The sequence below is a fragment of the Falsiroseomonas stagni DSM 19981 genome, assembly GCF_900114315.1.
Lineage (GTDB): Bacteria > Pseudomonadota > Alphaproteobacteria > Acetobacterales > Acetobacteraceae > Falsiroseomonas > Falsiroseomonas stagni.
Genome location: NZ_FOSQ01000006.1, coordinates 276,702 through 302,653 on the forward strand (window position 1 = coordinate 276,702; position 25,952 = coordinate 302,653).

General features: G+C 71.0%; 31 protein-coding genes. 18 read left to right on the forward strand and 13 right to left on the reverse strand.

From position 1 onward, the window contains the following. Position 1 precedes the first annotated feature (1 nt). Genes BM041_RS17265 through BM041_RS17275 form a run of 3 tightly spaced genes read left to right on the forward strand, consistent with a single transcriptional unit; the run spans position 2 to position 3,182 of the window. Entirely contained in the window at positions 2 to 469 is a 468-nt protein-coding gene (locus BM041_RS17265; protein WP_092961112.1) for a molybdenum cofactor biosynthesis protein MoaE, read from the forward strand. Next, positions 466 to 1,848 carry a hypothetical protein gene (locus BM041_RS30660; protein ID WP_092961113.1) on the forward strand — a complete coding sequence of 461 codons (1,383 nt, stop codon included), beginning with the start codon at positions 466 to 468 and terminating at the stop codon, positions 1,846 to 1,848. Before BM041_RS17265 ends, BM041_RS30660 begins: the two co-directional genes overlap by 4 nt. Then, positions 1,845 to 3,182, forward strand: a complete 1,338-nt coding sequence (locus tag BM041_RS17275) for a hypothetical protein (RefSeq protein WP_245762135.1) — start codon at positions 1,845 to 1,847, stop codon at positions 3,180 to 3,182. Before BM041_RS30660 ends, BM041_RS17275 begins: the two co-directional genes overlap by 4 nt. On the opposite strand, the gene BM041_RS17280 is transcribed toward BM041_RS17275, so the two are convergent. The 3 genes from BM041_RS17280 to BM041_RS17290 form a co-directional block, all read right to left on the reverse strand. After that, the gene (locus BM041_RS17280) at positions 3,176 to 3,529 is read right to left on the reverse strand and encodes a nuclear transport factor 2 family protein (RefSeq protein ID WP_092961114.1); all 354 of its coding nucleotides are present in this window, start codon (positions 3,527 to 3,529) and stop codon (positions 3,176 to 3,178) included. The genes BM041_RS17275 and BM041_RS17280 overlap by 7 nt on opposite strands. Positions 3,530 to 3,591: 62 nt before the next feature. Beyond that, a complete protein-coding gene (locus BM041_RS17285) occupies positions 3,592 to 4,098 on the reverse strand; it encodes a GNAT family N-acetyltransferase (protein WP_092961115.1) in 507 nt (168 codons plus the stop codon). Continuing rightward, entirely contained in the window at positions 4,095 to 4,664 is a 570-nt protein-coding gene (locus BM041_RS17290; protein ID WP_139226095.1) for a GNAT family N-acetyltransferase, read from the reverse strand. Before BM041_RS17290 ends, BM041_RS17285 begins: the two co-directional genes overlap by 4 nt. A 316-nt stretch (positions 4,665 to 4,980) precedes the next feature. Between BM041_RS17290 and BM041_RS17295 the strand changes: the two genes are divergently transcribed. The 3 genes from BM041_RS17295 to BM041_RS17305 are packed head-to-tail and all read left to right on the forward strand — an operon-like array spanning position 4,981 to position 7,608. Then, a complete protein-coding gene (locus tag BM041_RS17295) occupies positions 4,981 to 5,535 on the forward strand; it encodes a MarR family winged helix-turn-helix transcriptional regulator (RefSeq protein ID WP_092961117.1) in 555 nt (184 codons plus the stop codon). Then, entirely contained in the window at positions 5,532 to 6,242 is a 711-nt protein-coding gene (locus BM041_RS17300; protein ID WP_092961118.1) for a response regulator, read from the forward strand. The genes BM041_RS17295 and BM041_RS17300 overlap by 4 nt, the downstream gene beginning before the upstream one ends. Before the next feature lie 4 nt (positions 6,243 to 6,246). Beyond that, complete coding sequence (locus BM041_RS17305) at positions 6,247 to 7,608, forward strand: sensor histidine kinase (protein WP_092961119.1); 1,362 nt, start codon at positions 6,247 to 6,249, stop codon at positions 7,606 to 7,608. A gap of 122 nt (positions 7,609 to 7,730) precedes the next feature. On the opposite strand, the gene BM041_RS17310 is transcribed toward BM041_RS17305, so the two are convergent. From BM041_RS17310 to BM041_RS17330, 5 genes are all read right to left on the reverse strand, one after another. Then, on the reverse strand, positions 7,731 to 8,165 hold the full coding sequence (locus tag BM041_RS17310) for a phasin family protein (protein WP_245762136.1): 435 nt from the start codon (positions 8,163 to 8,165) through the stop codon (positions 7,731 to 7,733). Positions 8,166 to 8,270: 105 nt separating this feature from the next. After that, positions 8,271 to 8,882 carry a TetR family transcriptional regulator gene (locus tag BM041_RS17315; protein ID WP_139226096.1) on the reverse strand — a complete coding sequence of 204 codons (612 nt, stop codon included), beginning with the start codon at positions 8,880 to 8,882 and terminating at the stop codon, positions 8,271 to 8,273. Between the two features lie 43 nt (positions 8,883 to 8,925). Beyond that, complete coding sequence (gene proC / locus BM041_RS17320) at positions 8,926 to 9,726, reverse strand: pyrroline-5-carboxylate reductase (RefSeq protein ID WP_092961121.1); 801 nt, start codon at positions 9,724 to 9,726, stop codon at positions 8,926 to 8,928. A gap of 45 nt (positions 9,727 to 9,771) precedes the next feature. Further along, a complete protein-coding gene (locus BM041_RS17325; protein WP_092961122.1) occupies positions 9,772 to 10,278 on the reverse strand; it encodes a type III secretion system chaperone family protein in 507 nt (168 codons plus the stop codon). A gap of 189 nt (positions 10,279 to 10,467) precedes the next feature. Further along, positions 10,468 to 10,815 (reverse strand): accessory factor UbiK family protein, encoded by a 348-nt coding sequence (locus BM041_RS17330; protein WP_092961123.1) that lies wholly within the window; start codon positions 10,813 to 10,815, stop codon positions 10,468 to 10,470. Positions 10,816 to 10,993: 178 nt separating this feature from the next. Here BM041_RS17330 and rfaD point away from each other — a divergent pair, with 178 nt between their 5' ends. The 8 genes from rfaD to BM041_RS17365 all read left to right on the forward strand — a co-directional run bounded on the left by rfaD (position 10,994) and on the right by BM041_RS17365 (position 17,270). Further along, positions 10,994 to 11,986: an ADP-glyceromanno-heptose 6-epimerase gene (gene rfaD / locus BM041_RS17335; RefSeq protein ID WP_092961124.1), complete on the forward strand. Its 993-nt coding sequence runs from the start codon at positions 10,994 to 10,996 to the stop codon at positions 11,984 to 11,986. A gap of 108 nt (positions 11,987 to 12,094) precedes the next feature. Further along, positions 12,095 to 12,895 carry a prolipoprotein diacylglyceryl transferase gene (gene lgt, locus BM041_RS17340; protein WP_092961125.1) on the forward strand — a complete coding sequence of 267 codons (801 nt, stop codon included), beginning with the start codon at positions 12,095 to 12,097 and terminating at the stop codon, positions 12,893 to 12,895. Positions 12,896 to 12,906: 11 nt separating this feature from the next. Next, on the forward strand, positions 12,907 to 13,920 hold the full coding sequence (locus tag BM041_RS17345) for a class I SAM-dependent methyltransferase (protein WP_092961204.1): 1,014 nt from the start codon (positions 12,907 to 12,909) through the stop codon (positions 13,918 to 13,920). After that, positions 13,917 to 14,681 (forward strand): peptidoglycan editing factor PgeF, encoded by a 765-nt coding sequence (pgeF, locus tag BM041_RS17350; RefSeq protein ID WP_092961126.1) that lies wholly within the window; start codon positions 13,917 to 13,919, stop codon positions 14,679 to 14,681. The genes BM041_RS17345 and pgeF overlap by 4 nt, the downstream gene beginning before the upstream one ends. 59 nt (positions 14,682 to 14,740) lie before the next feature. Then, on the forward strand, positions 14,741 to 15,694 hold the full coding sequence (locus BM041_RS17355; RefSeq protein ID WP_092961127.1) for a hypothetical protein: 954 nt from the start codon (positions 14,741 to 14,743) through the stop codon (positions 15,692 to 15,694). A gap of 166 nt (positions 15,695 to 15,860) precedes the next feature. Further along, entirely contained in the window at positions 15,861 to 16,793 is a 933-nt protein-coding gene (locus BM041_RS17360) for a ribose-phosphate pyrophosphokinase (RefSeq protein ID WP_092961128.1), read from the forward strand. Further along, complete coding sequence (locus BM041_RS30665) at positions 16,793 to 16,936, forward strand: hypothetical protein (RefSeq protein ID WP_175533998.1); 144 nt, start codon at positions 16,793 to 16,795, stop codon at positions 16,934 to 16,936. The genes BM041_RS17360 and BM041_RS30665 overlap by 1 nt, the downstream gene beginning before the upstream one ends. A gap of 64 nt (positions 16,937 to 17,000) precedes the next feature. After that, entirely contained in the window at positions 17,001 to 17,270 is a 270-nt protein-coding gene (locus BM041_RS17365; RefSeq protein WP_092961129.1) for a hypothetical protein, read from the forward strand. Positions 17,271 to 17,276: 6 nt separating this feature from the next. Here BM041_RS17365 and BM041_RS17370 read toward each other — a convergent pair whose 3' ends face one another. After that, a complete protein-coding gene (locus BM041_RS17370) occupies positions 17,277 to 17,663 on the reverse strand; it encodes a Zn-ribbon domain-containing OB-fold protein (RefSeq protein WP_092961130.1) in 387 nt (128 codons plus the stop codon). A gap of 5 nt (positions 17,664 to 17,668) precedes the next feature. Beyond that, entirely contained in the window at positions 17,669 to 18,841 is a 1,173-nt protein-coding gene (locus BM041_RS17375) for a thiolase domain-containing protein (RefSeq protein WP_092961131.1), read from the reverse strand. Positions 18,842 to 18,963: 122 nt separating this feature from the next. Here BM041_RS17375 and fahA point away from each other — a divergent pair, with 122 nt between their 5' ends. The 4 genes from fahA (at position 18,964) to BM041_RS17395 (ending at position 23,457) form a co-directional block, all read left to right on the forward strand. Continuing rightward, positions 18,964 to 20,268 carry a fumarylacetoacetase gene (gene fahA, locus BM041_RS17380; protein ID WP_092961132.1) on the forward strand — a complete coding sequence of 435 codons (1,305 nt, stop codon included), beginning with the start codon at positions 18,964 to 18,966 and terminating at the stop codon, positions 20,266 to 20,268. 131 nt (positions 20,269 to 20,399) lie between these two features. Then, the gene (locus BM041_RS17385) at positions 20,400 to 21,371 is read left to right on the forward strand and encodes a hydroxymethylglutaryl-CoA lyase (RefSeq protein ID WP_092961133.1); all 972 of its coding nucleotides are present in this window, start codon (positions 20,400 to 20,402) and stop codon (positions 21,369 to 21,371) included. After that, a complete protein-coding gene (locus tag BM041_RS17390; RefSeq protein WP_217648748.1) occupies positions 21,371 to 22,333 on the forward strand; it encodes a Bug family tripartite tricarboxylate transporter substrate binding protein in 963 nt (320 codons plus the stop codon). Before BM041_RS17385 ends, BM041_RS17390 begins: the two co-directional genes overlap by 1 nt. Further along, the gene (locus tag BM041_RS17395; RefSeq protein WP_217648749.1) at positions 22,330 to 23,457 is read left to right on the forward strand and encodes a CaiB/BaiF CoA transferase family protein; all 1,128 of its coding nucleotides are present in this window, start codon (positions 22,330 to 22,332) and stop codon (positions 23,455 to 23,457) included. The genes BM041_RS17390 and BM041_RS17395 overlap by 4 nt, the downstream gene beginning before the upstream one ends. On the opposite strand, the gene BM041_RS17400 is transcribed toward BM041_RS17395, so the two are convergent. From BM041_RS17400 to BM041_RS17410, 3 genes are read right to left on the reverse strand one after another with little or no spacing between them, the layout of a single operon-like run. After that, positions 23,447 to 23,761 carry a hypothetical protein gene (locus BM041_RS17400; RefSeq protein ID WP_092961135.1) on the reverse strand — a complete coding sequence of 105 codons (315 nt, stop codon included), beginning with the start codon at positions 23,759 to 23,761 and terminating at the stop codon, positions 23,447 to 23,449. The two genes, BM041_RS17395 and BM041_RS17400, sit on opposite strands and share 11 nt — an antisense overlap. After that, a complete protein-coding gene (locus tag BM041_RS17405) occupies positions 23,761 to 24,747 on the reverse strand; it encodes a phosphotransferase family protein (protein WP_092961136.1) in 987 nt (328 codons plus the stop codon). Before BM041_RS17405 ends, BM041_RS17400 begins: the two co-directional genes overlap by 1 nt. Beyond that, positions 24,740 to 25,945, reverse strand: a complete 1,206-nt coding sequence (locus BM041_RS17410; protein WP_092961137.1) for an acyl-CoA dehydrogenase family protein — start codon at positions 25,943 to 25,945, stop codon at positions 24,740 to 24,742. Before BM041_RS17410 ends, BM041_RS17405 begins: the two co-directional genes overlap by 8 nt. Positions 25,946 to 25,952: the final 7 nt, after the last annotated feature.

Consider the following 25,952-nt stretch of genomic DNA (forward strand, 5'->3'; position numbering starts at 1 on the left):
CATGGCGACCGTCACGCCACTTGTTTGCGTCCAGGAAGCGGGCTTCGACCTGGCGGCAGAGACGGCGCGCCTGTCGGAGGGCCGCATCGATGTCGGCGGCATCGCCAGTTTCGTGGGCGTCTGCCGGGGCGATGACGGCCTCTCCGCCCTGGTGCTGGAACACTACCCCGGCATGACGGAGCGCGCGCTCACGAAGATCGCCACCGAGGCCTGTGCCCGCTGGCCGCTGACCGGCTGCACCGTGATCCACCGTGTCGGCCGCATCCTGCCCGGGCAGGGAATCGTGCTGGTTCTCACCGCCTCCGCCCATCGGGCGGCGGCGCTCGAATCCGGCGCCTTCCTCATCGACTGGCTGAAGACCGGCGCACCCTTCTGGAAGCGGGAGGAATTCGCCGGCGGAGAATCCCGCTGGGTGGAGGCCAAGGCCAGCGACGACGCGGCCAGCGCCCGCTGGCAGACGGGGCGTTGATCCGCCGCCTGGCCGGCCCTGCCTGGCTGGTGCCGGGCGCCCTGCTGCTGGGTGCATTGGTCCTGGTCTGGCCCGCCTTCCTGAACGGCTATCCGCTGGTGTTCAGCGATACCGGCGCCTTCCTGCACCAGACCGCCCCGCCGCCATCGGGGCCGCTGGTCATCTGGGACAAGCCGCATGTCTATGGCCCGCTGCTGCACCTGTTCCATTGGCGCCTCTCGCTCTGGGGACCGCTGCTGGCGCAGGGGCTGATGCTGTCGCATCTGCTGTGGCTGGCGCAGCGCGCGCTGCGGGGCCAGGCCATGCCGGGCCTGCACCTGCTGGCCTGCGCGGCTACGGCGGCGCTGACCACCGCGCCCTTCACCATCGCCCTGCTGATGCCCGATGTCTTCGCCCCCGCCGTGCTGCTGGCACTGCTGCTGCTGGGCTTCGCGCGCGATCGGCTTTCGCGGGCGGAAGCGCTGTGGCTCGGCCTGGTCGCCGCCCTCGGCATCGCCGCGCACCTGTCCCACCTGCCGCTGGCGGGCGCGATCGCGGTGCTGGTGGCGCTGGTCGCCCGGCGGGTCGGGCCGGTGCTGCGGGTGGTGGCGCCGATGCTGGTGGCGGTGGCGATCCTCGCTGGCAGCAATGCCTGGCTGCATGGCCGCGCCGTGCTGTCCCCGCATGGCGCCACCTTCGCCCTGGCCCGCCTGCAGGCGGATGGTCCCGCCGCCACCGTCATCCGGGACCGCTGCCCGGCGGCGGGCTGGTATCTCTGCGCCTTCGCCGACCGCCTGCCGATGGACAGCGACGCCTTCCTCTGGGACGCGGACAGCCCCGTGAACCGCGCGCCCGATGGCACGCCCCGCTTCCTCGGCGGCGCATTGCTCTCCGCCGAGGCCGGCGTGATCGTGGGGGAGACGCTGCGCACCCGCCCCGTCGAGGTCGCGACGGCGATGATCGGCAACACGCTGCGGCAATTCAGCCTGGCGCTGGCCGGCGACACGCTGGTGGACAGCCACCTCGCCGCCGCCGTCCGGCCCCGCATCGCGGAGGCTTTCCCGCCGCAGGAACTCGCGGCCTATGACGGCGCGCTGCAATCCCGGGGGCTGTTGCCGGCCGCCGCGGCGCCCTTCCTGTTGCCGCATGCGCCGGTGCTGCTACTGGGCGCGGTGCTCGCGCTGCTGGCCTGGTGGCAGGCGGCGAAGGCGGGGGAGGTCCGGCGGCTCGGCCTGGTGGTCGGGGTGCTGGTCGGCGTCTCCGCCAATGCCTTCGCCACCGGCGCCCTGTCCAAGCCGCATCTGCGCTACGAGGCCCGGATCCTCTGGCTGATGCCCGTCATCGCCGGGCTGGCCCTGCTGCCGAGGCGGCCCGCCGCAGCCCCCGGGCCCCAGGGATGACCGCGCTGCTGGCGGTGCTGCTGGGCGCCCCGCTGCTCGTCTGGCCGGCGGTGCTGAACCATTACCCGCTGGTCTTCATCGACACCGTCTCCTACCTCCTGCACACCACGGCGTCGGAAGTGCCCTGGGACAAGACCCAGGCCTATGGCCCCTTCCTGCACCTGTTTCACTGGGAAAGGTCGCTCTGGGGTGCGCTGGCGGCGCAGGGGCTGATCGCATCCCACCTGGCCTGGCTGGCGCAGCGGGCGGTGCGCGGGCAGGCGGGGCTGGCCTGGCACCTGCTGGCCTGCGCGGGGCTGGCCGGGCTGACCTCGGCGCCCTGGTTCCTGGCAACCCTGATGCCGGATGCCTTCACCGCCCTGGTGCCGCTGGCGCTGTTCCTGCTGGCCTTCGGGGGGCTTTCGCCCCGCGAATCCGCGTGGGCGGGCGGGCTCGCGACGCTGTTCATCGCCGCCCACCTCTCGCACCTGCCGACGGTGGCGGCGGTGCTGGCCGTGATCGTGCTGCTAGCCTGGCGGCTAGCCCCGGTGCTGCGGGCGCTGGCGCCGGCGGTCCTGGCCGTGCTGCTGCTGTGCCTGGCGAACCTGGTCGCCTTCGAACGCTTCACGCCATCGCCGCATGGCGCCGCCTTCCTGCTCGCGCGCCTCCAGGCGGATGGGCCAGCCGCCACCGTCATCCGCGACCGCTGCCCGGCGGCGGGCTGGCACCTCTGCGCCTTCGCCGACCGCCTGCCGATCGACAGCGACGAATTCCTCTGGGACCCCGGCAGCCCGCTGAACATCGAAGCCGATGGCAGGCCCCGCCCGATGGGCGCGATGCAGGCGGCGCGGGAGGCGCAGTCCATCGTCGCGGAGACCATCGCCACCCACCCCGGGCAGGTCGCGCTGGCCGCGCTGCGCAACGCCGCGGCGCAGCTGGTGAAGACCGCGGTGGGCGACACGCTGGTGGATGACCACCTCGCCTTGTCGGCCCGCCGCCCCATCGCCGGCCATTTCCCGCCGGAGGAGCTGGCCGCCTTCGATGCCGGCGCGCAGATGCGCGGCACCCTGCCCGCTTTGGCGGAACCCTTCCTGCTGCCGCACATCCCGGTACTGCTGGCTGCCGCCCTGCTGGCGCCCTGGCTGCTGTGGCGGCGGGGGCTGCGCCGCGGCGTGCCCGGCAGCGCGCTGCTCGCCATCGCGCTGGTGGCACTGCTGGCCAATGCGGCCGCGACCGGCGCCCTGTCCAAGCCCCACCACCGCTACCAGGCGCGCATCGCCTGGCTGCTGCCGCTGGCGGTCGGGCTGGCGCTGATGCCCCGCGCGACGCCCCCCCGCGTCGCCGGTCGTCAGTAGAAGAAGCGTTCCTCCACCACCTTCCCATCCGCCACGGTGTAGAGGCCGATCTCCGTGGCGCGGATGCGCTGCCCGCTCTCCCGCGCCGTGATGTCCATGCTGAATCGGAGCGCGAACTGGTCGCCGTGGATGAAGGGCCCCTCGGTCGTGACCTCATGCACCGTGTGGTTGGCGTACCACCAGTCCGACTTGGCCTTCACGGCGGCGCGGCCCGTGATGACGGCCATCGGACCCTCCATGGCCTCCCGGCTCACCACGCTCTCCGCCCAGAAGCGTTCGCCCGCCTCCTCATGCCGTCCGTCCTTGCAAAGCTGTGCGAAGGCTTCGGCGATGTCGCGGATGGACATTAATGTTTCCTTTATGTTCCAACGCAGGCTAGCCGCTGGACGGCGCCGGGCGCAAGCATCCTTCAGCGCGCGGCCAGGACCAGCGCGGACAAATCGTCGAAATGCAGCCGCAGGAGGCGCACGGGGTGTCCCGCCACCTCCCCCGCTTCCGGCGCGCCCACCCGGCCACCGAGGCGGGTGTAGAAGCGGATCGCGCCATCATTCCCCTCGATCACCCGGAGCGACGCGCGCCGGGCGCCGGCGGCCACGGCCTCCCACATCGCCTCGGCCAGCAGCCGGCGGCCGAGGCCGCCACCCCGGCCGGATGGCGCGACATGCAGGCTGTCGAGATAGGCATCCTCCCCCCGCAGCCAGAGGGCGGCCATGCCGTGCAGAACGCCTGCCTCCTCCGCGACCCGGATGATGCCCGGCGGTGCGGCGAGCAGGGCCTGCCATTCCGGCAGCAGGCGGTCGCGCTTGCCGGCCAGCAGTGCCGGCGGCAGCAGCGCGGCATAGGCATCCCGCCAGGACGCGGCCAGCAATCCGGCGATCGCGGCCGCATCCGCCGGGCCCGCCGCCCGCATGATCATCGCGCGCAGGCGGTGATCAGGGTCGTGATGCTGGGCCAGTAGATCCGGCGGTCGATGACCGTCTGGCCGAAGGTCTGGCGCGATGTCGGCGGCTCCATCTCCGCGCCGAGCGAGAGATAAAAGCGTATCGCCCCCTGGTTGGCGGCGAAGACCCAGAGATCGGCGGTCACCGCACCCTGGTCCTGCAGGCGCTGCGCCGCGAAGCTCAGCAGGGCGCGACCGATGCCGGCATTCCGCATCCCCGGCCGCACATGCAGGTTGTCCACATGGCAGTTCACGCCCTCACGCCAGGCGGCCACGAAGCCCGCGAGGTGACGGCCCGCCATGGCGACGATGACGGCACCGGGACGACGCCGGCCACTCAGCGTTGCGCTCCAATGGGCAGTCAACTGGGTCTCGATCCCGCTCGCCAGGAATTCGGCGGGGAGGATATCCCTGTAGGCATCACGCCATGACGCGATGTGCAGGTCCGCGATCGCCGACGCATCACTGCCCCGCGCGCTCCGTAATCTCAGCGCCATGCCGGCCTGTTCCCCACCACTGCCGACGGCTCGCTTGCCGGGCACGCACCATTGCCGTACCGAAACGGCGACATCACAAATTCGTTAAGAACATTGCCGGAATTGGTCCGTATGTGAAGGCCCCTATGCATCGCCGCGCTTTCAGCCCCGCACGCCTGGCAACCCTGCCACGCAACCCGGGGGGGGGAAGCGCCGGTTGGGCGCGGTTGGCGGGGCCCGCGCGTCACGTCCCGCAGCATCGCTACTCCACGCGCCGCCCTTGTCCTATATCCTGCCGCGAACACCGCGCGACGGAATCGGGGGCCTGGCCATGCCGGGCCCGGTGCCCGGATGGCGCGGCCGAGGGGGACGCTGACCACCCATGCCGCTGGATCCCGAGATCGTCGCGCGCGCCTCACCCGAGGGAAACCAGGGCGGCGCCGCCCCCCCCGCGGGGCGCAACCTGCTGTTCCTGCGGGAGGAGGAGCTGCGCCTGGCGCAGGACCTGCTGTTCTTCGGCTACCGGGACTTCACCGCCGGCGCGGATGCCATCCTGGCGGGGCTCGACATGGGACGTGCCCATCACCGCGTGCTGCATTTCGTCGGCCGCCGCCCCGGCATCACGGTGGGCGATTTGCTCGGCATCCTCGGCATCACCAAGCAGTCGCTCGGCCGCGTGCTGACGCCGCTGGTGGAGGATGGCTTCGTCACGCAAAGCCCCGGCCGCAGCGACCGCCGCCAGCGCCTGCTGTCCCTGACGGAGAAGGGCGCGGCCCTGGAACGGCAGCTGTTCGAACGGCAGCGGGACACGGTCATGCGCGCCTACCGCGAAGCGGGGCCGCAGGCGGTGGAGGGATTCCGCCGCGTCATGCGCGGCCTGATGGGGCCGGATGCCCGGGCCTGCCTGGAACGATTGGAGTCCGAGCCCCCGCGATGAGTGCCACCACGGACGCCCCCCACCTCCTCGTCGTCGATGACGATGCCCGGCTGCGCGCCCTGTTGCAGCGCTTCCTTGCGGAGCAGGGCTTCCGCGTGACCGCCGCCGCGGATGCCGCCGCCGCGCGCCGGGCGCTGGCCGCCGTCAGCTTCGACCTGATGGTGCTGGACGTGATGATGCCCGGCGAAAGCGGCCTGGAACTGACGGAAAGCCTGCGGCGGGATGGGCCGGAAGTGCCGATCCTGATGCTGACCGCCCGTGGCGCGCCGGATGACCGGGTGGCGGGTTTCGAGATGGGGGTGGATGACTACCTGGCCAAACCCTTCGACCCGCGCGAGCTGGCGCTGCGCATCCGCACCATCCTCCGCCGTGCCGCACCCCCGCCGCCGCCCGCCGATACCAGCACCGGCCCGGTGCAGATCGGCACGCGATGGTTCGACCCGCAGCGCGCCGAACTGCGCGGGCCCGAGGGCGTGGTGCGGCTGACAGGGGGCGAGCAATCCCTGCTCCTCGCCCTCGCCCAGCGGCCGAACGAGGTGCTGAGCCGGGAGGAAATCGCCTCCGCGCTCGGCACGCCGGAAGCCGGCGAACGCGCCATCGACGTGCAGGTGACGCGACTGCGTCGCAAGATCGAGCCCGACCCGCGGGAGCCACGCTTCGTGCAGACGGTGCGCCACCGCGGCTACGTCCTGCGGCCGGGGGTCTGAGGGGATGCCGCTGGGCCGGCCGGACGCCATGCTCGGCCGCGCCTTCCGGGCGCTGGTGCCGCGCGGCCTGCTCGGCCGGTCGCTGCTCATCATCCTGCTGCCGCTGCTGATCCTGCAGGGCGTGGCCCTGCAGCTGTTCTATGGCGGGCACCTCGACGTCATCTCCCGCCGCCTCGCCAGCGGCGTGGCCGGCGAGATCGGGATGGTGATCGAGCAGATGCAGCGCCATCCCTCGCCCGAGGATCGCGCCTGGCTGTTCCGCGAAAGCGCCTGGCGGCTCGACCTCGGCATGGCGTTCGAGGCCGGGGCGAACCTAGGCCGCACGCCGGACCGCGCGGCCTCCCTCCCCCTGCTGCCGCTGGAGGAGGACCTGGCCCATGCGATGGCGGAGCGTGTCCGCCGGCCCTTCGACGCCGACTGGCAGTCCGACCGCCGCAGCGTGATCATCCGCGTGCAGCTTCCCGATGGCGTCCTGCATGTGGAGGCGCCGCGCAAGCGGCTCTTCACCGGCACGCTCTACCTGTTCTTCATCTGGCTGGTCGGCTCCTCCCTGCTGCTGTTCGGCGTGGCCGCGCTGTTCATGAAGAACCAGGTCCGCGCCATCCGGCGCCTGGCCGGCGCGGCGGAGGCCTTCGGGCTAGGCCGCGACATCGGCCCGATGAAGCCGGAAGGCGCCGCCGAGGTCCGCCAGGCCGCCGCCGCCTTCAACCGGATGCAGGAACGCATCCGCCGCTTCGTCGCCCAGCGCACGGACATGCTGGCGGGCATCAGCCACGACCTCCGCACGCCGCTGACCCGCATGCGCCTCGGCCTCGCCGTCCTGCCGCGGACGGAGGAGGAGGAGGAGGACATCGCCGCGCTGACCGAGGATGTGGAGGAGATGGAGCGCATGGTCGCCTCCTACCTCGCCTTCGCCCGCGGCGAGGGGCAGGAACAGGCCAGGCCCACGGACCTTGCCGGCATCGTGCGCGACGTCGCGCAGAAGGCGCGGCGGGACGGGGCGGAGGTGGCGGTGGAGGCGCCGGCGGAACTCGTCGTCTCCCTGCGGCCGGATGCGCTGCGCCGGTGCCTGGCGAACCTGCTGGACAATGCGCGCAAGCATGCGCGGCGGATCGCGGTGGGGGTGGCGGCGCTGCCGCGCGCCGAGGCCGGCGGCTGGGCGCAGGTCACGGTGGATGACGACGGCCCCGGCATCCCCGTGGCCCAGCGGGAGGAAGCCTTCAGGCCGTTCGCCACGCTGTCGGCGGGGGGCACGGGCTTGGGCCTGGCCATCGCGCGGGACATCGCCCGCGCGCATGGCGGGGACATCGTGCTGGAGGAAAGCCCGCTGGGCGGGTTGCGGGCACGGGTCAGGCTGCCGGTATAGCGGCAGCCGCAGGCGCGGGACCACCAGCCCGCCCCCACCCCGCAACGGCGGGGTAGAGATCAGGCGCGGATTACTTCCCCGCGCCCTTGGCGAGGATTACTTCCCCGCGCCCTTGGCGAGGATTACTTCCCCGCGCCCTTGGCGACGAGGCTCTTCACCTCGTCCATCGCCTCAGCGAAACGCTTGTTCAGCAGGCCGAGCGCCTCGGCATTGCTGTTCTGGATGAGGTCCGCGACCTCCTTCATGTTGGCGACCGCCTTCTCATAGGCGCCCTTCAGCATCTCGGCCTGCTTGGCGGCGCGGGCCTGGGGGCTCTCATTCGTCGCCATGGCGCGCATCGCGTCGGTCATCTCGGCCATCGAGGCCTGCATGATCTCCATGTGACGGCGGGCAACGGCCTGCGCGCCTTCAAGGGCAATCCGGTTGGCGGCGGACAGCGCCTCCAGGTTCCGGCGCTGGGCCTGGGCCAGGCCCTCCATGTCCGGCATCGCGGGCAGGCGGAATTCCGCCAGCATCTTCATCATCTCGTCGGGCTTCATGCCAAAGCGATCGGACATCGGGACGCGCTCCTCAGGATTGGTTCGATGAGCTGCTCTATAATCTACACTGGACAGGCATGACAGCGTTTTTTGTGCACTGCACAAAAATGGCAAAGGTCGCCATCACAGCGGCTCGGCCTCCGGCGGCGCGGCCAGGTCCCCGGCTTCCAGCTTCAGGCTTCGCGCGGTCTGCTCCGCCCGGTCCAGCGCCTTGTCCAGCGCCGCCATGGTGGCGGCCATGTCCTGCGTCTCGTCCTTCGACCAGGCGCGAATGGTGGCGAACCAGATGCCGGTAACGCCGGCGGCGCGCAGATTGCCCTGCACCCCCGTCGAATCGAGCTCCGCCGAATCCAGGAAGCGCTGCATCGTCCGGTGCAGGATGGGGCCCATGGCAACGGCCAGCACCGGGTCCCGCCACAAATCATCCGCCAGGCGCAGCATCCCGGCGCGGTGCGGCACCAGCGCATCGATGCCGCGCATCAGCACGTCGAACAGCCGGTCCCGCGGCGTGCCGCCCTGGCCCGGCACCGTGCCGGTCGCCACGCTGTCCGCGACCGATTCCGCATGCAGTCGCAGCAGGTCGAGGCGCGAGGGAAAGCGCCGCGCCAGCTCCCCGGCACGGATGCCGGACGCCGTGGCCAGGCGGCCGAGGGTGACGCCCCGCCAGCCGTGATCCGCGATCACGGCGAAGAGGCCATCGAGGAGGCGGGAATCAGGGGTGCCGGGCGTGTCCATGCCCCTGATGGTGGGGGCGCCGGGCGCGCTCGCCAATGGGAAACTAGCCAGCAAGTTCCCTGGAGCGTGCCGTGGCGGCCGCGATGGCGCGGGAGATGTGGTCCGGCCAGGCCTTCTCCTCCATCAGCACGGCCAGCGCGCGCTCCGTCGTCCCCTTGGGGCTGGTGACGTTCTTGCGGAGCTGCGCCGCATCCTCCGTGCTCGCCGCCAGCAGGGCGCCCGACCCCGCGACGGTGCTGCGGGCCATGCGGCGGGCGAGGTCCGCCGGGATGCCCTGCTCCACCGCCGCCCGTTCCAGCAGCTCCGCCAGCAGGAAGACATAGGCCGGGCCGCCGCCCGACACCGCCGTGACGGGGTCGAGGAGCCCTTCCTCCTCCACCCAGGCGATCTCCCCGGTCGCGCCCAGCAGCGTATCGGCCAGCGCCCGCTGCGCGGCGGAGACGCCGGGCGCGGCATAGGCGACGGTGAAGCCCTGGCGGACCGCAGCGGGCGTATTGGGCATGGCGCGGACCACGGCGGAACCGGCCCCGAGCAGCCCCTGCATGAAGGCCACCGTCTTGCCCGCCATGATGGAGACGAAGACGGCCGAGCCCGCGAAGCGCGCATGGATCGGCAGCGTGGCCGGCGCTTCCTGCGGCTTGGTGGCCAGGATCACGGCGGCGGGCGCGAAGCCGGCCGGGATCTCCGCCGCATCACGCAGCAGCGTCGCGCCCGGGAAGGGCCCGGTGGCGAAGGGATCGACGATGATCGTCTCCCCCAGCCCGCGTTCCCGCCATCCCGCGAGCATGGCGCCGCCCATCTTGCCGCAGCCGATCAGAAGAAGGGGGGGAAGGGTGTCGGTCATGGGGGATTTGTCCCCTGCCCCGCCCCCGCCGGCAAGGGTCCGGGGCTAGGCTTCCCCCACGCAGTCCAGCATCGCCGCCTGCAGCGCATCCGCCGGCGCCTTGCCGCCCCAGAGCACGAACTGGAAGGCCGGGAAGAAGCGCTCGCATTCCGTGATGGCGATGTCGACCATGTCCTCCAGGCTCTCGGCCGAGGCACCGGGCGCGCCGCGCAGCAGCACGGAATGGCGGAACACCGGCACGCCATCGTCGCTGTCGATGCCGAAATGGCCGATCCAGAGCTTCTCATTGGCCAGGGCCAGCAGCTCGAACAGCCTCTCCCGCTTCCCCGCCGGCACCTTCAGGTCGAAGGTGCAGGAGAAATGCATGGCGCTGATCTCATGCGACCAGGAGAAATAGAGCCCGTAGTCGCACCATTTGCCGGGGGCCTCCGCGGCCATCTCGCTGTCGGAGCGGCGGTCGAAGGCCCAGTCATTGGCCGCGACGATCTGCTCCAGCACATCGAGGGGGTTCGCGGACCGGTCGCGTTCCTCGTAACCGAGATAGGCGGACATCGCGGCACCTCCTTCGCCCGATCGGGAAACCCGACCCCAAGGTATAGGGGGTCTGGCACCCCGAATCGCCACAAGGGGTAGATTACGCAACCGCAAAACGCGGCTGCAAGCGTCGGTTCCGCGAAGCCTGCCAAAGAGTTGTGGACGAATCCGGCCATGGCGTCCCAGCCATGGCCCGGAAACGCCGCCTCAGTCGCCGCTGGGCGTGCCGACCGGGTCGCCTTCCGGCGGGTGGGTGCGGGCGATCCGGGCCTCCAGCGCCGCCAGGGAGGCTTCGAGCGCGACCACCCGCGCCTCCAGCGCCTCCGCCTGTTCCCGCGCCCGGCGGGCCACTTCCAGGGCCGCGTCCAGGTCGTCCCGCTTCACCAGGTCCAGGCGCTGCACCATGGCGTCCATCTGCGCGCGGCCCATCGCCTCCGCTTCCTGGCGCGCACCGGCCAGGACGCTGAAGGCGCCGCCGGCCATGCCGGCCAGGTCATCGAACAGCCCCCGCTTGTTGCCGCCAGACCCGCCGGCCGAACCCGTTCCGCTGCTCATCACGACACTCCCAACCCGTTAAGAAGCCACTGTCACGCCCGCCCCATCGCGGCCTATACGCACCCCGAAGCCGCGGCCTATACCCGCCGTCACGCGTGGGTCAAACCGCGCCCCGGCGCAAGGCCCAGGCCGCGTCCGGGCCCATGGATCAAGCCGCGAGGCGAGAGGACAACCGCCGATGTATCTGGTCACGGGCGGCGCCGGTTTCATCGGCTCCAACCTCGTCGCCGCCCTCTGTGACCGCGGGGAGGAGGTGATGGTGGTCGACCGCCTGCGCCAGGGGGAGCCGGGGCGGGAGAAGTGGCGCAACATCGCAAGGCACCCCATCGCCGGCATCCTGCCGCCGGAGGAGCTGGAGGATTTCTGGTCCGAGGACCCGGATGTGGAGGCCGTCCTCCACATGGGCGCCATCAGCGCCACCACCGCGACGGATGGCGACCTCGTGGCCGCCACCAACTTCACCCTGCCGCTCTGGCTCTGGGCCGTCTGCGCCGAACGCGGCATCCCGCTGATCTACGCCTCCTCCGCCGCCACCTATGGCGATGGCGCCCAGGGCTTCGCGGATGAGGAGGCGAAGGCCGCCCTCGCGGCGCTCCGGCCGCTCAACCTCTATGGCTGGTCGAAGCTCGCCTTCGATCGCCGGGTGGCGGACATGCTGGACCGCGGCGTGCCGGCGCCGCCGCAATGGGCGGGGCTGCGCTTCTTCAACGTCTATGGCCCCAATGAATACCACAAGGGCCGCATGGCCAGCGTCGTCTTCCACAAGTTCCACGAGGCCCGGTCCGGCGCGCCCGCCCGCTTGTTCCGGTCGGACCGCGAAGGCGTCGCCGATGGCGAGCAGATGCGCGACTTCGTCCATGTGGATGACTGCGTCGCCGCCATGCTCTGGCTGCTGGACAACCCGCAGGTCAGCGGCCTGTTCAACATCGGCTCCGGCCAGGCGCGCAGTTTCCTCGACCTGGTGCGCGCCATGTTCGCGGGCATGGGGGAGGCCGAGCGGATCGAGTTCATCGACATGCCGGCCGACCTCCGCGGCAAGTACCAGTATTTCACGGAGGCCCCGATGGCGAAGCTGCGCGCGGCGGGGTTCGACCGTCCCGCGACCTCGCTGGAGGACGGCGTCGGCCGCTACGTCCGCGATTTCCTCATGTCACCCGATCCGCATCGCTGAGAGCTTGTGCGTTAATGCCCGACAGCACCGAACATCGAGGATACGGCGCCATGCGACCCGCGGGCATTGACGCTCAAGCTCGATCCCTGATGAATCGTTGACCGGCTGATGCTGCTAGCCCTGCCCTTCCCGATGATCGACCCCGTGCTGGTCGAGATCGGTCCCTTCGCGCTCCGCTGGTATGCGCTGGCCTATATCGCCGGCATCGTGCTCGGCTGGATGCTGGCGCGGCGCATGGTGGCGCTCGCGCCGCGAATCGCCACCCAGGAACAGGTGGATGATTTCGTCACCTGGGCGACGCTCGGCGTCATCCTCGGCGGGCGGCTCGGCTACGTGCTGTTCTATCGCCCCGGCTACTACATCACCGCGCCGCATGAGGCGCTGTATGTCTGGCAGGGCGGCATGTCCTTCCATGGCGGGATGCTGGGCGTCATCGTCGCGGCCATCTGGTTCTGCCGCGGCCAGGGCCTGAACCCGCTGGCCTTCGGGGATCGCATCGCGCCGGTCGTGCCGATCGGCCTGTTCTTCGGCCGCGTCGCCAACTTCATCAATGGCGAGCTCTGGGGCCGCGCCACCGACGTGCCCTGGGCCATGGTCTTCCCGACCGGCGGCCCCGATCCGCGCCATCCGAGCCAGCTCTACCAGGCAGGGATGGAGGGCATCGCGCTCCTCATCCTGCTGCAGTTGATGGTCCGCCAGCCCGCACTCCGGGACCGTCCCGGATTGCTCACCGGCACCTTCCTGGCGGGCTATGGCGTAGCGCGCTTCATCGGCGAATTCTTCCGCCAGCCGGATGCGCATCTCGGCTTCCTCTTCGCCGGCGCCACCATGGGGCAGTTGCTGTCCCTGCCGATGATCGCCGTGGGGCTGTTCCTGATCCTGCGGTCGAAGCGCGCCGTGACGGCGTGACCGGCAGCGGCATGGCCGAAGGGATTGAACGCCTCGACCGCTTCATGGCCCGCGCGGTCGCGGCCTACTACGCCCGCCCCGCCTCCCCCTTCGGCCGGGGCGGCGACTTCACCACGGCGCCCGAGATCAGCCAGGCCTTCGGGGAGGTGCTGGGCGCCTGGGCCGCCGTGGTCTGGGACCGGATGGGCCGCCCCGATCCCGTGCTGCTGGTGGAATGCGGCCCGGGCCGCGGCACGCTGATGGCCGATGCGCTGCGCGCCGCCGGCGATGTGGCACCCGCCTTCCGGGCCGCGCTGCGGCTGCACCTGGTCGAAACCTCGCCAGCCCTCCGCGATGCGCAGCGCCGCGCGCTGGGCGATGCCGTGGCGGCCTGGCACGATGATCTCTCCGCCCTGCCCGCCGGCCCGCTGCTGCTGCTGGGCAATGAATTCCTCGATGCCTTGCCCATCCGGCAATTCGTCCGCCGCGGCGATGGCTGGGCGGAACGCCATGTCGCGGACGGCGCCTTTCACGAACTCCCCGCCGCCGACCCGCCCGCCTGGCCGGATGAGGCGCCGGAAGGCGCGGTGCGGGAGGTCTGCGAAGCGGCGGAGGCCATTATCCAGGCCCTGGCGCGGCGCCTGTCCACCCAGCGCGGCGCGGCGCTGTTCATCGACTACGGCCCCGCCGAATCCTGCCTGGGCGAGAGCCTGCAGGCGGTCTCCGGCCAGCAGGGCGGCATCGATCCCCTGGCCGGCCCCGGCACGGTGGACCTCACCGCCCATGTCGATTTCGAAGCCCTCGCCACCCGGGCCCGCGAAGCCGGCGCAGTCGCGCAGGGGCCATTGCCGCAGGGGCTGTTCCTCCAGCGCCTCGGCCTGATGACGCGCGCCGCCATGCTGGCCCAGTCCCGCCCGCGCCTGGCCGGCGACATCCTCTCCGGCGCCGAACGCCTGGTGGCGGCGGAAGGCATGGGCCGCCTGTTCAAGGCCCTGGCCGTCTGCGACCCTGCCCTCGCCCCCCTGCCTGGATTCGAGACCCCATGAACCCCGGCTACCTGACCGGCGCCCTGCCCCTGCCGCACGCCTTCTTCACGCGCCAGGGCGGCGTCTCCACCGGCGCCTTCGCCTCGCTGAACTGCTCCCTATCCTCCCCCGACGATCCGGAAGCCGTGCGCCGCAACCGCGCCGCTGCGGCCGGGGTGCTGGGCGCGGCACCCGGGGAGATGCTGGGCCTCTACCAGGTGCATGGCGTCGCGGTGGCGGATGGCCGCGCGCCTTGGGACGACGCCACCCGCCCCCGCGCCGATGCGGCGGTGACGGACCGGCCCGGCCAGGTTCTGTCCATCGTCACCGCGGATTGCGCGCCGGTGCTGTTCGCGGATGCGGAGGCCGGGGTGGTCGGCGCCGCCCATGCGGGCTGGCGCGGCGCCGTGGCGGGGGTGCTGGAGGCGACGATCGACGCCATGGAAGGCCTCGGCGCCCGCCGCGCGCGCATCGCCGCCCTGGTCGGCCCCTGCATCGGCCAGGCGAGCTACGAGGTCGGCGCCGATCTGCGCGACGAGGTCCTGGCCCGGGACGCCGCGGATGCCCGCTTCTTCGCCCCCGGCCGGCGGGAGGATCGCTGGCAATTCGACCTGGCGGGCTATTGCGTGGCCAGGCTGGCCGCCGCCGGGGCCGGGCAAGCCCGCGCCCTGATGATCGATACCCTGGCGGAGGAGGATCGCTTCTTCAGCCATCGCCGCCGGACGCTGGCTGGCGGCGGGCCGATCGGCCACCAACTCTCCGCCATCGCGATACCACGGTGAGGCCATGCCCTACGTCGTCATGTTCATGGTACTGATGATGCTGACCATGCTGGTTTCCTGTGTCATCGCGTAGCGCGCGGCGCGCCCTGCTGGCCGCGCTGGCGCCATTGGCGCTGGCCGCCTGCGGCGACCTTCCCCAGCCCTTCCGCGGCCGCCCCGGCCAGGTGGCGCGGCAGTTGCGCCGGCCGCCGGGCTACCGCCTGGCCATCCCGCCATCCCCCCAGGCGATGCTGACGGATGCCGATGCCGCATCCCTCGCCACCGCCATGGCGGAAGCCCTGGTGGCGCAGGAGATCCCGGCCGTGGCCGGCCCGGCCCTGCCGCTGGACTGGCAGCTGGTGGTGGGCGTGGAACGCGAAGGTGCCGTCGTCACCCCGCGCTTCGCCGTGACCAGCGGGGATGGCGTCGCGCTCGGCATGCTGGTCGGCCGCCCGGTGCCGGCGCGCGAATGGGCCGATGGCAATGCCCAGCTCTTCGCCCGCATCGCCGGGGAAGCCGCGCCACGGCTGGCGGACCTCCTCTCCCGCATCGAGGCGCAGGCCCGCACCGGCGATGAGCGCGCCGCCGGGTCCGGCGCGCCGGTGATGCGGCTGCTGCCCGTGCGCGGCGCGCCCGGCGATGGCAACCGCAGCCTGACCGCGAAGATGAAGGACAGCCTGGCCGCGCTGGGCTTCCAGGTGCAGGACCAGGCCGCAGGGGCCGATTTCGCCGTCTCCGGCGAGGTGACGATGGCCCCCGCCGGCCGCGGCATGCAGCGCGTGGAGATCGTCTGGACCGTCTCCCGCCGGGATGGCCAGGACCTGGGCCGCGTCGCGCAGTTGAACGAGGTGCCGGCCGGCACGCTGAACGGCCTGTGGGGCGACGTCGCCTTCGTGGTGGCGGAGGAAGCAGCCGGCGGCGTGCGGGACGTGGTGTTCAATGCCGGCGGCATCGGCGCCCGCCCGGCCGCGGCGCCCCCCCCGGCCAGCGCGCCGGCGGCGCCCCCGGCCGGATCGGCCCGCCCGCGGCGGTAGACCATACCTGCCGATGGCGGGAGGGCGGCCCCGGCGGTGGGGCCGCCATGCGTGGGCGTCATCCGCCCGCGATGGACACCCAACCGTCACGTTGCTACCAACCCGCCCGTCGCGACGGGCGGGTTTCCGGCGCGCCACCCTCCCTTGCCCCCGGGGTTCGTGTCGCATGAAGATCATCGCCTGCAACAGCAACCGCCCGCTTGCAGAGGCGGTGGCATCGGCGCTGGGCATCCCGCTCACCCAGGCCTCCGTCCGCCGCTTCGCGGACATGGAGATCTTCTGCGAGATCCATGAGAACGTCCGCGGCGAGGATGTCTTCGTGGTCCAGTCCACGAGCTACCCCGCGAACGACAACCTGATGGAACTGCTGATCATGCTGGACGCGCTGAAGCGCGGCAGCGCGCGGCGCATCACGGCGGTCATCCCCTATTTCGGCTATGCGCGGCAGGACCGGAAATCGGGCCCCCGCACGCCGATCTCCGCCAAGCTCGTGGCGAACCTCATCACCGCGGCCGGCGCCAACCGCGTGCTGACGATGGATCTGCACGCAGCCCAGATCCAGGGCTTCTTCGACATCCCCGTCGACAACCTCTTCGCCGCGCCGCTCTTCGCGCGCGACATCCAGGAGCGTTTCGCGGGCCGCGACCTGATGGTGGTCTCCCCCGATGTGGGCGGCGTGGTCCGCGCCCGCGCCATCGCGGCGCGCATCCACACCGACCTCGCGATCATCGACAAGCGCCGCCCCCGCGCCGGCGTTTCCGAAGTGATGAACGTGATCGGTGAGGTCGAGGGCCGGCACTGCATCCTGGTGGACGACATCGTCGATTCCGGCGGCACCCTCTGCAACGCGGCGGAGGCGCTGCTGAAGAACGGCGCCAAGTCGGCCAGCGTCTATGTCACGCACGGCGTCTTCTCCGGCGGCGCGGTGGCGCGCGTCGGCGCCGCGGCGATCGAGCACATGATCGTCACGGACAGCATCCTGGCGACCGAGGCCGTGCGCGTCAGCCGCAACATCAAGCAGCTGACCATCGCCCCCCTGCTGGCGGAGGCGATGAAGCGCATCAGCGAGGAAAGCTCCGTCTCCACGCTGTTCAACTGATGAAGCGCGCCTGCCTCCTCCTCGCGCTGCTGGCCTTGGCGGGCTGCACCACGGACCAGGTGGCGCGCAGCGCGGCTTCCGCCTGCCGGGCCAACCCGCAATCCTGCACCGATCATACGGCGCCGGAGGTCACGCGCCGCTGATCGGCGCGTGATGCAACCAGTCCACCCCTGACGACGTTGCGCTGCCTCTCTCGCGGAGGCAGGCATGATCTACTGGATGGTGGTGGGGCTGCTGGCCCTGGCCGAATGGTATCGCGCGGATGGGCACCACATCCGCAACCGCGCCATGGTGGCGACGCTGACGATGGCGGGCGGCCTGCTGCTGGGCGTGCCCCTGCTATTCGCCCTGGGCCTGGCCGCCGCGACCTGGTTCTGGGCGATGATCCCGCTGCAATGGCCGCGCGCCAGCGCCGCCGCGGGCATCGCGGCCGGCGCCGGCATCACGGGATGGGCGCTCGGCCTGTCGCTGTCCTGATCGCGGTCAGGCCAGGGTGAAACAGGGCACCGGCGCGCCGTTCCCCTCGCTGGCCTTGAACACCAGACGCACCTTCGCGCCGATCCGCACGGCCTCCAGATCGCAATCCACGATGTTGGTGAACAGGCGCGGGCCTTCCGCGAGTTCCACATAGGCTGCGCAGGTCGGCCCGCCGGCGCGCAGGATGGTGTAGCTGTAGACCGTGCCCGCGCCGCTCGCCTCCACCAGGTCCACGTTGGGCGACAGCGTGAACGGCGACACGCCACGCGGATACCAGAAGTGCCGGCCGGTATCCCGGCAGAGCCCGATCATCAGCCTGCCCTGCCGCGCGGCATCCCAGACGGCCTTGCTGGTGGGATCGGCCACGGGGGCGGCGAAGAGCTTCTCGCTCATGGGTGTCACTCCCGTTCCAGGATGAGGGTCGCGCTGCCATGCCGGTGGCCCAGCAGCCCGCCCGTGCCATGCGCCAGCGCGAGCGTGCAGCCGGGCACCTGCACCGCCGGATGGGCCTCGCCCCGCAATTGTCGCACCGCCTCGATCACCTTGGTCATGCCGCCGCGATTGGCGGGGTGGTTGTTGCAGAGCCCGCCGCCATCCGTGTTGAAGGGCAGCTTGCCCACGCCGCTGATGAGGTTGCCGTCGCTGACGAACCTTCCTCCGTCTCCCTTCGCGCAGAAGCCGAGGTCCTCCAGCTGCATCAGCACGGTGATGGTGAAGCTGTCATAGATGCTGGCGTAGTGGATGTCGGCGGGCGTCACGCCGGCCTCCCCGAAGGCGCGCGCGCCGGTCAGCGCCGCGCCGCTGCTCGTCAGGTCGCGGTAGCCGCCGAATTCGCCCTGCGCCGTCTCCCCGGTGCCGCGCACCGTGACCACGGGGCGCTTCAGGCTGCGCGCGATCTCCGGCCGCGCCACGATCAGCGCACCGCCACCATCGCTGATGACGCAGCAATCCAGGCGATGCAGGGGGTCCGACACCATCGGCGAATTCACCACATCCTCCACCGTCACCACCTTCTTCAGCATGGCGTGGGGGTTGTGCTGGGCGTGGTGGCTGGCGGCGACCTTGATCCAGGCCAGCTGTTCGCTGGTGGTGCCGTATTCATGCATGTGCCGCATGGCGCAGAGCGCGTAGCTGGTGCCCGTGGTCTTGGTGAAGGGCACCTCGAACTGGTCGTCCGGCACGTTCGGGTTCTGCGCCCGCGCGCCGGTGCCGACGGCCTGGCCCTCGCTGCGCGGCCGCCCCGCCAGCGTGATCAGCACGATGTTGGCGCGGCCGAGCTTGATGGCCGCCGCGGCATGCGCGACATGCGCGATATAGGAACAGCCGCCGAGATCGGTGCTGTCGGCGTAGCGCAGCCGATCAAGGCCCATGTAGTCGATCATCGACAGCGGCCCGAGCCCCGGCGCATCGCCCGCGCAGACATAGCCGTCGATGTCGTCCTTGCTCAGCCCCGCATCCTGCAGCGCGCCCCAGGCGACCTCCGCATGCAGTTGCGCGACGGATTTGTCTTCCGCCTTGCGGGTGGGGTGTTCGAAGGCGCCGACGATGCAGGCGCTGCCGCGAAGGCTCATGGCTGATATCCGGACGCTGTTGGGGCGCAGCGTGGCAAGGGATGGCGCCTGCGGCAAGACAGCCGGACTTCACGGGATGGCCGGGCTGTGCTGCCCTGGGCCGAACGGCTTGGGGAACGACCATGGCTCTCGACGATACGCATGACGCGGCACGGCAATCCTTCGTGGCCTCCGCCAATGGCCACGCGGATTTCCCCATCCAGAACCTGCCCTTCGGCGTCTTCTCGCCACCCGGCGGCGCGCCGCGCGCCGGCGTCGCGATCGGGGACATGATCCTGGACCTGGAAGCGGCGGCCGAGGCCCACCTCTTCTGCGGGGATGCCGATGTGGCGGCCCGCACCGCGAAGGGCGGCGCGCTGAACGCCATGCTGGCACTCGGCACCGGCCCGCGCCGCGCGCTCCGCACCCAGTTGGCCACTCTGCTGGAGGCCGGTTCGCGGTTCGAGGCGCAGGTCACGCCCCTGCTGCACGAAGCCACGGCCTGCACCATGCACCTGCCCGCGCGGATCGGCGACTACACGGATTTCTTCGCCGGCATCCAGCACGCCATGAATGCGGGGGCGATGTTCCGGCCCGACAATCCCCTGCTACCGAACTACAAATACGTCCCCATCGGCTATCACGGCCGCGCTTCCTCCATCGTGCCGTCCGGCCACCCCGTGCGGCGTCCCAACGGCCAGCGGAAGCCGGCGAACGAGACGGTGCCGAGCGTCGGCCCCTCCCGCAACCTAGACTACGAACTCGAACTCGGCATCTGGATCGGCCCGGGCAACAAGCTGGGGGAGGCGATCCCGATCAGGGAAGCGGCCGACCACATCGCCGGCTTCTGCCTGCTGAACGACTGGTCCGCGCGGGACATCCAGGGCTGGGAATACCAGCCGCTTGGCCCCTTCCTGGCCAAGAGCTTCTGTTCGACCATCAGCCCCTGGATCATCACGCCGGAGGCGATGGCGCCCTTCCGCGTGGCGCAGGCGAAGCGGCCGGAAGGCGATCCCGCGCCGCTGCCCTATCTCTGGGACCAGGCCGACCAGGCAGAGGGCGCAATGGCGCTGGAACTGGAGGTGCTGCTGATGACGCCAGGCCTGGCCGCGAAGGGGCTTCCGCCGCATCGCCTGGGCCTGTCGGACGCCCGCGCGCTCTACTGGACCCCCGCGCAACTGGTCGCGCACCACGCCAGCGGCGGCTGCAACCTCAACCCCGGCGATCTCTGCGGCACGGGCACGATCTCCACCACGGAGGTCTCGGGCTACGGATCGCTGCTGGAAATCACGAGGGGTGGGCGGGAGCCGCTGACGCTGGCCTCCGGGGAGACGCGGCGTTTCCTGGAGGATGGCGACGAGGTCACGCTGCTGGCCCGCGCCCGCCGCGACGGTTTCGTCAGCATCGGCTTCGGTGCCTGCACCGGCACCATCCACCCCGCGCCTTGAACCGCGCGCCCATCGGCGCGCCTTGAACCGCGCGCCCATCGGCGCGCCTTGAACCGCGCGCCCATCGGCGCGCCTTGAACCGCGCGCCCATCGGCGCGACGATACCGGCCAGTATCACGGAGGAAATGGCCATGGCAGACCGGCCGAAGCGCGTGGAATTCCGGGAGGAAGGGCCGCGCGAGGGCTTCCAGATCGAGAAGACGATCTTCCCGCTGGAACAACGCGTCCAACTGGTGGAGGCCCTGGCCGAAACGGGCCTCCACCACATCCAGGTCGCGAGCTTCGTCAGCCCGAAGCACGTCCCCCAGATGGCCGACAGCGAGGCCTTCTTCGCCGCCATCCGCAAGAAGCCCGGCGTGCACTACGCCGGCCTCTGGCTGAACGAACAGGGGTTCCACCGCGCCAAGGCCACGCCCGGCGTGGACCTCTCCGGCAAGATTTCCCTCTACGCCTCCAACGCTTTCGCGCAGAAGAACAATGGCTGCACGGCGCAGGAGATGGCGGAGCGGCAGCGGCGCTGGCTGGAACTGTATGACGAGGCCGGGGTGAAACCCGAATTCGCCATCATCATGGCCGCCTTCGGCTGCAACTACGAAGGCGAGATCCCGCCCGACCGCGTGGTGGCGATGGCGAAATTCGCGCAGGGCATCTGCGCGGAACGCGGCCACAAGCTGCCGGCCGTGTTCCTCGCGGATACGATGGGCTGGGGCAATCCGGACCAGACAAGGCGCCTGGTCGGCATGGTGCGGGATGCGCTGCCGGATGTGCGCATCGGGCTGCACCTCCACGACACGCGCGGCATCGGCACCGCCAATGTCATGGCCGCGCTCGACATGGGCGTCGATTTCTTCGACAGCAGCGTGGCGGGCCTTGGCGGCTGCCCCTTCGCCGCCCATGGCGATGCCGGCGCCGCCGGCAATGTCTGCACGGAAGACCTGGTGTTCATGTGCCACGAACTTGGCATCGAGACAGGCATCGACCTCGAAGCGCTGGTCGAATGCGCGAAGATGGCGGAGCGCATCATCGGCCGCCGCCTGAATGGCCGCGTGATGCATGCGGGGTCGCTGGCGAAATACCGCGCGCCGAAGCGGGAGGCCGCGTGATGATCGCCCGTCGTTCGCTGTTCGCGCTGCCGCTGCTGGCCGCCGCGCCCGCGCTGGCGCAGGAACGCTATCCCTCCCGCCCCATCCGCTTCATCGTCCCCTTCGCCGCCGGCGCCGCGACGGATTTGCGCGCGCGCATCTTCGCCGAACGCATGGCGCAGGATTGGGGCCAGCCCGTCGTGGTGGATAATCGCGGCGGCGCCAATGGCTTCATCGCGGCGGAGGCCGTCGCCCGCGCCCGCGGCGATGGCTACACGCTGCTCTTCACCTCCAACACCACGCATGGATCGAACCCCGCTTTGTTCCGGCGCCTGCCCTATGATCCCATCAAGGATTTCGAGCCGGTGGCGCTGCTCGGCGTCTCCACCATGCTCGTCGTGGTCAACAACAACCTTGGCATCCGCAGCATCGGCGACCTCATCGCCTATGGCCGCGCCAACCCCGGGAAACTCAGCTTCGGCAGCGGCAGCCAGTCCAGCCGCATGGCGGGGGAGATGTTCAAGTCGATGGCGGGGATCGACATGGAGAATGTCTCCTACCGCGCCAATCCGCAGGCCATCACCGATGTCATCTCCGGCACCCTGCCGCTGATGTTCTGCGACACCACCACCGCCATCCCCCAGGTGCGGGAAGGCCGCGTGCGGGCACTCGCCGTCACCGCGGGCGCCCGCATCTCCGCCATGCCGGACCTGCCGACGGTGGCGGAGGCCGGCAACCTGCCGGGCTACGAACTCGGCACCTGGACCGCGGTCTATGCCACGGCCGGCACGCCGCGGGAGATCGTGGACCAGTTGAACGCGAAGCTGCGGGAGATCCTGGCCCTGCCCGCCGTGACGGAACGGCTTCGCGCCGATGCGACGGAACCGCTGACCGGATCGTCCGACCATCTGCGTGACTTCACACTGGCGGAGATCGAGAAATGGACGCGCGTCGCGCGCCAGGCGGGGATCCAGCCGGAGTGAGCGCGCCCCTTCACGGCATCAAGGTCATCGAGATCGGCCAGGTCCTCTCCGGCCCCTTCGCCGGGGCGATCTTCGCGGATCTCGGCGCGGACGTGATCAAGGTGGAGAAGCCGGAAGGCGGCGACGATGCCCGCCAGATGGGCGTCGCCTTCCGCCACGGCGATGCCTTCAATTTTCACGAGTTCAACCGCGGCAAGCGGAGCATCGCGCTCGACCTCAAGTCGGAAGCGGGAATGGCGGCGCTGCATGCGCTGCTCGATGAAGCCGACATCCTCGTCCACAACATGCGCCCCGGCGTGCCGGAGGCACTCGGCCTCGATCCCTATGCGACGACCGAGCGCCACAAGCAGCTGATCTACTGCAACATGGGCGCCTTCGGTCACAAGGGACCGCTGAAGGACCGCCCGGGCTATGAACCGCTGTTGCAGGCCTTCGCCGGGCTGAACGCCATCACCGGCGAACCGGATGGCCCGCCTGTGCGCATGGGCGCTTCCGTCGTGGACCAGGGCACGGGCATGTGGACCGTGATCGGCGCGCTGTCCGCGCTGCAGCAGCGCGCCCGCACGGGCCGCGGCTGCGTGGTGAACACTTCGCTGTTCGAGACGGCGTTCCTCTGGGCCGGGCAGAAGGTCGGCGCCTATGTGAACCAGGGCAAGCTGCCGGAACGCCACGCCAGCGGCCATCCGGGCTTCGTGCCCTATGAGAGCTTCGACGCGTCCGACGGCCCGCTGCTGGTGTGCTGCGGCAATGACCGGCTGTTCCGGAAATTCGCCGCCGAGCTCGGCCATCCCGAATGGCCCCAGGACCCGCGCTTCGCCACCAATCGCCTGCGCCTGGCGAACAAGGCCGAATGCCTGGCGCTGGTGCGCGACGCCATGCGTCAGCGCCCCCGCGCGGAGTGGCTGGAAAGGCTGGTCGCTGCCGGCGTGCCCTGCGCGCCGATCAACACCATCCCGGAGATGCTGGAGGAACCGCAGGCCAAGGCCATCGGCATGCTGGTCACGCCACCGGGCGAAGACTTCACGGTGACCGCCCTGCCCGTGTCCTTCGACGGCGAGCGCCCAAAGCCCCGCGCGGGCGCACCGCGGCTGGACGGCCACAAGGGCGCGCGGTTCAGCCCGTAGCGCCCAGCGCCTTCGGCGCGCTCACCGCCGCGCGGGCACGGGCATAGTCCCGCAACAGCGCTGCGGTGGCGTCGTGGTGCGGCGTTCCGGGATCATGCTCCCCCTCGCGGATCGCCGCCGCCAGCGCGGCCAGATCCGGCATCGGCGGCGCCACCGCATCCCGTTCCCGCAGCGCCAGCGCGATCGCGGCCGCCACCATCCGCGCCGCCATCGCCTTCTCCGGCGGCAGGGCCGGCAGAATCTCGAGCAACACCACGTCCCGCGCCGTGGCCAGCAGGTCGGCACCGTCGGGTTCTTCCAGCATCACAGCGCCTCCACCATCGCCAGCACGTCCAGTTCCAGCTCCGGCACGATATGCCCGGTCAGCGCCAGTTCCAGGCTGCGTTCCTGGCCCGAGAGATGCCGCGCCGCTTGGTCGGCCGCGATAACGGCCCAGCGGATCGTCGCCATCAACTCCCACCACGGCATCCGCGCGCGGTCGATGCGCGTGCCGGACTCGCTTTCATAGCCCGCATAGAAGGCCTCCCGCGCGCCGATGCCGCCGGCCTCCCGCGCCACCGCGCCGAAGCGCCAGCACTTCGCGCAGAACCAGCCGAGATCGGCGTGCGGGTCCCCCCAGGCCGCGAATTCCCAGTCCAGCACGGCGGAAACGCGCGCGCCGTCCAGCATGATGTTGCCGGTGCGGAAATCATGGTGGCAGAGCACCGGCGGCACGGGTGCGGGCACCGCGCGTTCCAGCGCGCGCAGCCCCCATTCCAGCACCGGCCGCGGCGTCCCGGCCGCGTCCAGCCGTGCCCGCATGGCGTCGATCATCGCCCGCGCCGCATCGGCCGGCGGATCACCGAGGAAACCGAGGTCCCCGCGCGGCGGCACGATCCGATGGATGCGGGCCAACTCGCGGCCTAGCGCCGCGACGATGGCATCACCCTGCGCGCCCGCCTGCTTCACCACGCGATGCGCGGCAGCGGTGCCCTCCACGCGCCCCATCACGAAGAAGGGCCGCCCGGTCACGCCCGTGTCATCGCAGAGGAACAGCGGTGCCGCCACCGTCACCCCCGCATCCCGCGCCGCGCATAGCAGCGCGTATTCCGCCGCGCGCGGCAGCGACACGGCCAGCACCGCCGGCGCATCCGTCCGCAGCACCCAGCGCTTCGCGCCGTCGCGCATCGCCACGTCCAGCGCCCAGTTCTGCTGGATGGCGCCGCCCGACAGCCGCGTCAGCGCGGTGATGCGAAGCGTCTCGTCGCCCGTCTCGCGCGCCAGCCAGTCGCGCAGCCGCGCCTCATCCATGCGCGCCCCACTCGAAGAAGTCGCGGCCCTCGCGCCGGAGAAAGTTCGCCAGCACCATGCGATGCACCTCGCTCGCGCCATCCACCAGGCGGGCCTGGCGGGCGTAGCGGTACATCCACTCCACCACCGTGTCCTTGGAATAGCCCCGCGCGCCCAGCAGTTGCAGCGACGTATCCACGGCCTTGTGCAGCGCATCCGCCACGACGATCTTCGCCATGGAGACCTCCTTCCGCGCGAAGCCGCCCTGGTCCAGCACCCAGGCCGCCTTCATCGTCAGCAGGCGCCCGATCTCCAGTTCCATCGCCGCCTGGCCCACCAGGCCCTGCACGCTTTCGCGGTCGATCAGCTTCTGGCCGAAGCTTTCCCGGGTCGCGATCCGCTCCATCGCGATCTCCAGCGCCCGCCGCCCCATGCCGAGCCAGCGCATGCAGTGGGTCAACCGCGCCGGGCCGAGGCGGATCTGCGTCACCTTCAGCCCGTCGCCCACGCCCATCAGCAGGTTCTCGTCGGGAATCTCCAGCCCGTCGAAGCGAAGTTCGCAATGCCCGCCATGCTCCTCCGGCCCCATGATCGGGATGCGCCGCACGATCTCCCACCCCGGCTGGTCCGCATGGAACAGGAAGCAGGTAAGGCCACGACGCGCATCGTCCGAAGTGCGGGCAATGAGAAGAAAGTGCTTCGCCTCGCCGGCGCCGGTGATGTAGTGCTTGCGCCCCGTGATGCGCCAGCGGTCGTTGCCGACGCGCTCAGCCTTCGTATAGGTCAGGCCGGGGTCGCTGCCGCAGCCATCGGGTTCCGTCATCGCGAAGGCGGATTGCACGGCGCCATCGACGATGGGTTGCAGCCAGCGCGTCTTCTGCGCCTCCGTCGCCACCTTCTCCAGCACCTGCATGTTGCCGTCATCGGGCGCCGCGCTGTTGAAGACGACAGGGCCAAAGATGGATCGGTTCATCTCCTCATAGCACGCGGCCATCCCGACCTTGCCCAGCCCCCCGCCGCCGCGGTGCTTCGGCATCTGCAGCGCCCACAGAGCCGCTTCCTTGGCCTCAGCCCGCATCCGCTTCAGCACATCAGGATGGATGTTCTCATGCTCGTCGTAATTGGCGCGATCCGCCTCCAGCGGGATCAGCCTCTCATCCACGAAGGTCCGCACACGGCGCTGGACATCCACGATCTCGGGCGGCAGGCGAAAATCCATGCGGGGT

Excerpts from the sequence above, each read along its gene's own strand:
- BM041_RS17265 (WP_092961112.1), top strand. The coding sequence starts at position 2 with ATGGCGACCGTCACGCCACTTGTTTGCGTCCAGGAAGCGGGCTTCGAC.
- BM041_RS17275 (WP_245762135.1), top strand. The coding sequence starts at position 1,845 with ATGACCGCGCTGCTGGCGGTGCTGCTGGGCGCCCCGCTGCTCGTCTGG.
- BM041_RS17280 (WP_092961114.1), bottom strand. The coding sequence starts at position 3,529 with ATGTCCATCCGCGACATCGCCGAAGCCTTCGCACAGCTTTGCAAGGAC.
- BM041_RS17285 (WP_092961115.1), bottom strand. The coding sequence starts at position 4,098 with ATGATCATGCGGGCGGCGGGCCCGGCGGATGCGGCCGCGATCGCCGGA.
- BM041_RS17295 (WP_092961117.1), top strand. The coding sequence starts at position 4,981 with ATGCCGCTGGATCCCGAGATCGTCGCGCGCGCCTCACCCGAGGGAAAC.
- BM041_RS17300 (WP_092961118.1), top strand. The coding sequence starts at position 5,532 with ATGAGTGCCACCACGGACGCCCCCCACCTCCTCGTCGTCGATGACGAT.
- BM041_RS17305 (WP_092961119.1), top strand. The coding sequence starts at position 6,247 with ATGCCGCTGGGCCGGCCGGACGCCATGCTCGGCCGCGCCTTCCGGGCG.
- BM041_RS17310 (WP_245762136.1), bottom strand. The coding sequence starts at position 8,165 with ATGTCCGATCGCTTTGGCATGAAGCCCGACGAGATGATGAAGATGCTG.
- BM041_RS17315 (WP_139226096.1), bottom strand. The coding sequence starts at position 8,882 with ATGGACACGCCCGGCACCCCTGATTCCCGCCTCCTCGATGGCCTCTTC.
- proC (WP_092961121.1), bottom strand. The coding sequence starts at position 9,726 with ATGACCGACACCCTTCCCCCCCTTCTTCTGATCGGCTGCGGCAAGATG.
- BM041_RS17325 (WP_092961122.1), bottom strand. The coding sequence starts at position 10,278 with ATGTCCGCCTATCTCGGTTACGAGGAACGCGACCGGTCCGCGAACCCC.
- BM041_RS17330 (WP_092961123.1), bottom strand. The coding sequence starts at position 10,815 with ATGAGCAGCGGAACGGGTTCGGCCGGCGGGTCTGGCGGCAACAAGCGG.
- rfaD (WP_092961124.1), top strand. The coding sequence starts at position 10,994 with ATGTATCTGGTCACGGGCGGCGCCGGTTTCATCGGCTCCAACCTCGTC.
- lgt (WP_092961125.1), top strand. The coding sequence starts at position 12,095 with ATGCTGCTAGCCCTGCCCTTCCCGATGATCGACCCCGTGCTGGTCGAG.
- BM041_RS17345 (WP_092961204.1), top strand. The coding sequence starts at position 12,907 with ATGGCCGAAGGGATTGAACGCCTCGACCGCTTCATGGCCCGCGCGGTC.
- pgeF (WP_092961126.1), top strand. The coding sequence starts at position 13,917 with ATGAACCCCGGCTACCTGACCGGCGCCCTGCCCCTGCCGCACGCCTTC.
- BM041_RS17360 (WP_092961128.1), top strand. The coding sequence starts at position 15,861 with ATGAAGATCATCGCCTGCAACAGCAACCGCCCGCTTGCAGAGGCGGTG.
- BM041_RS30665 (WP_175533998.1), top strand. The coding sequence starts at position 16,793 with ATGAAGCGCGCCTGCCTCCTCCTCGCGCTGCTGGCCTTGGCGGGCTGC.
- BM041_RS17365 (WP_092961129.1), top strand. The coding sequence starts at position 17,001 with ATGATCTACTGGATGGTGGTGGGGCTGCTGGCCCTGGCCGAATGGTAT.
- BM041_RS17370 (WP_092961130.1), bottom strand. The coding sequence starts at position 17,663 with ATGAGCGAGAAGCTCTTCGCCGCCCCCGTGGCCGATCCCACCAGCAAG.
- BM041_RS17375 (WP_092961131.1), bottom strand. The coding sequence starts at position 18,841 with ATGAGCCTTCGCGGCAGCGCCTGCATCGTCGGCGCCTTCGAACACCCC.
- fahA (WP_092961132.1), top strand. The coding sequence starts at position 18,964 with ATGGCTCTCGACGATACGCATGACGCGGCACGGCAATCCTTCGTGGCC.
- BM041_RS17385 (WP_092961133.1), top strand. The coding sequence starts at position 20,400 with ATGGCAGACCGGCCGAAGCGCGTGGAATTCCGGGAGGAAGGGCCGCGC.
- BM041_RS17390 (WP_217648748.1), top strand. The coding sequence starts at position 21,371 with ATGATCGCCCGTCGTTCGCTGTTCGCGCTGCCGCTGCTGGCCGCCGCG.
- BM041_RS17400 (WP_092961135.1), bottom strand. The coding sequence starts at position 23,761 with ATGCTGGAAGAACCCGACGGTGCCGACCTGCTGGCCACGGCGCGGGAC.
- BM041_RS17405 (WP_092961136.1), bottom strand. The coding sequence starts at position 24,747 with ATGGATGAGGCGCGGCTGCGCGACTGGCTGGCGCGCGAGACGGGCGAC.
- BM041_RS17410 (WP_092961137.1), bottom strand. The coding sequence starts at position 25,945 with ATGGATTTTCGCCTGCCGCCCGAGATCGTGGATGTCCAGCGCCGTGTG.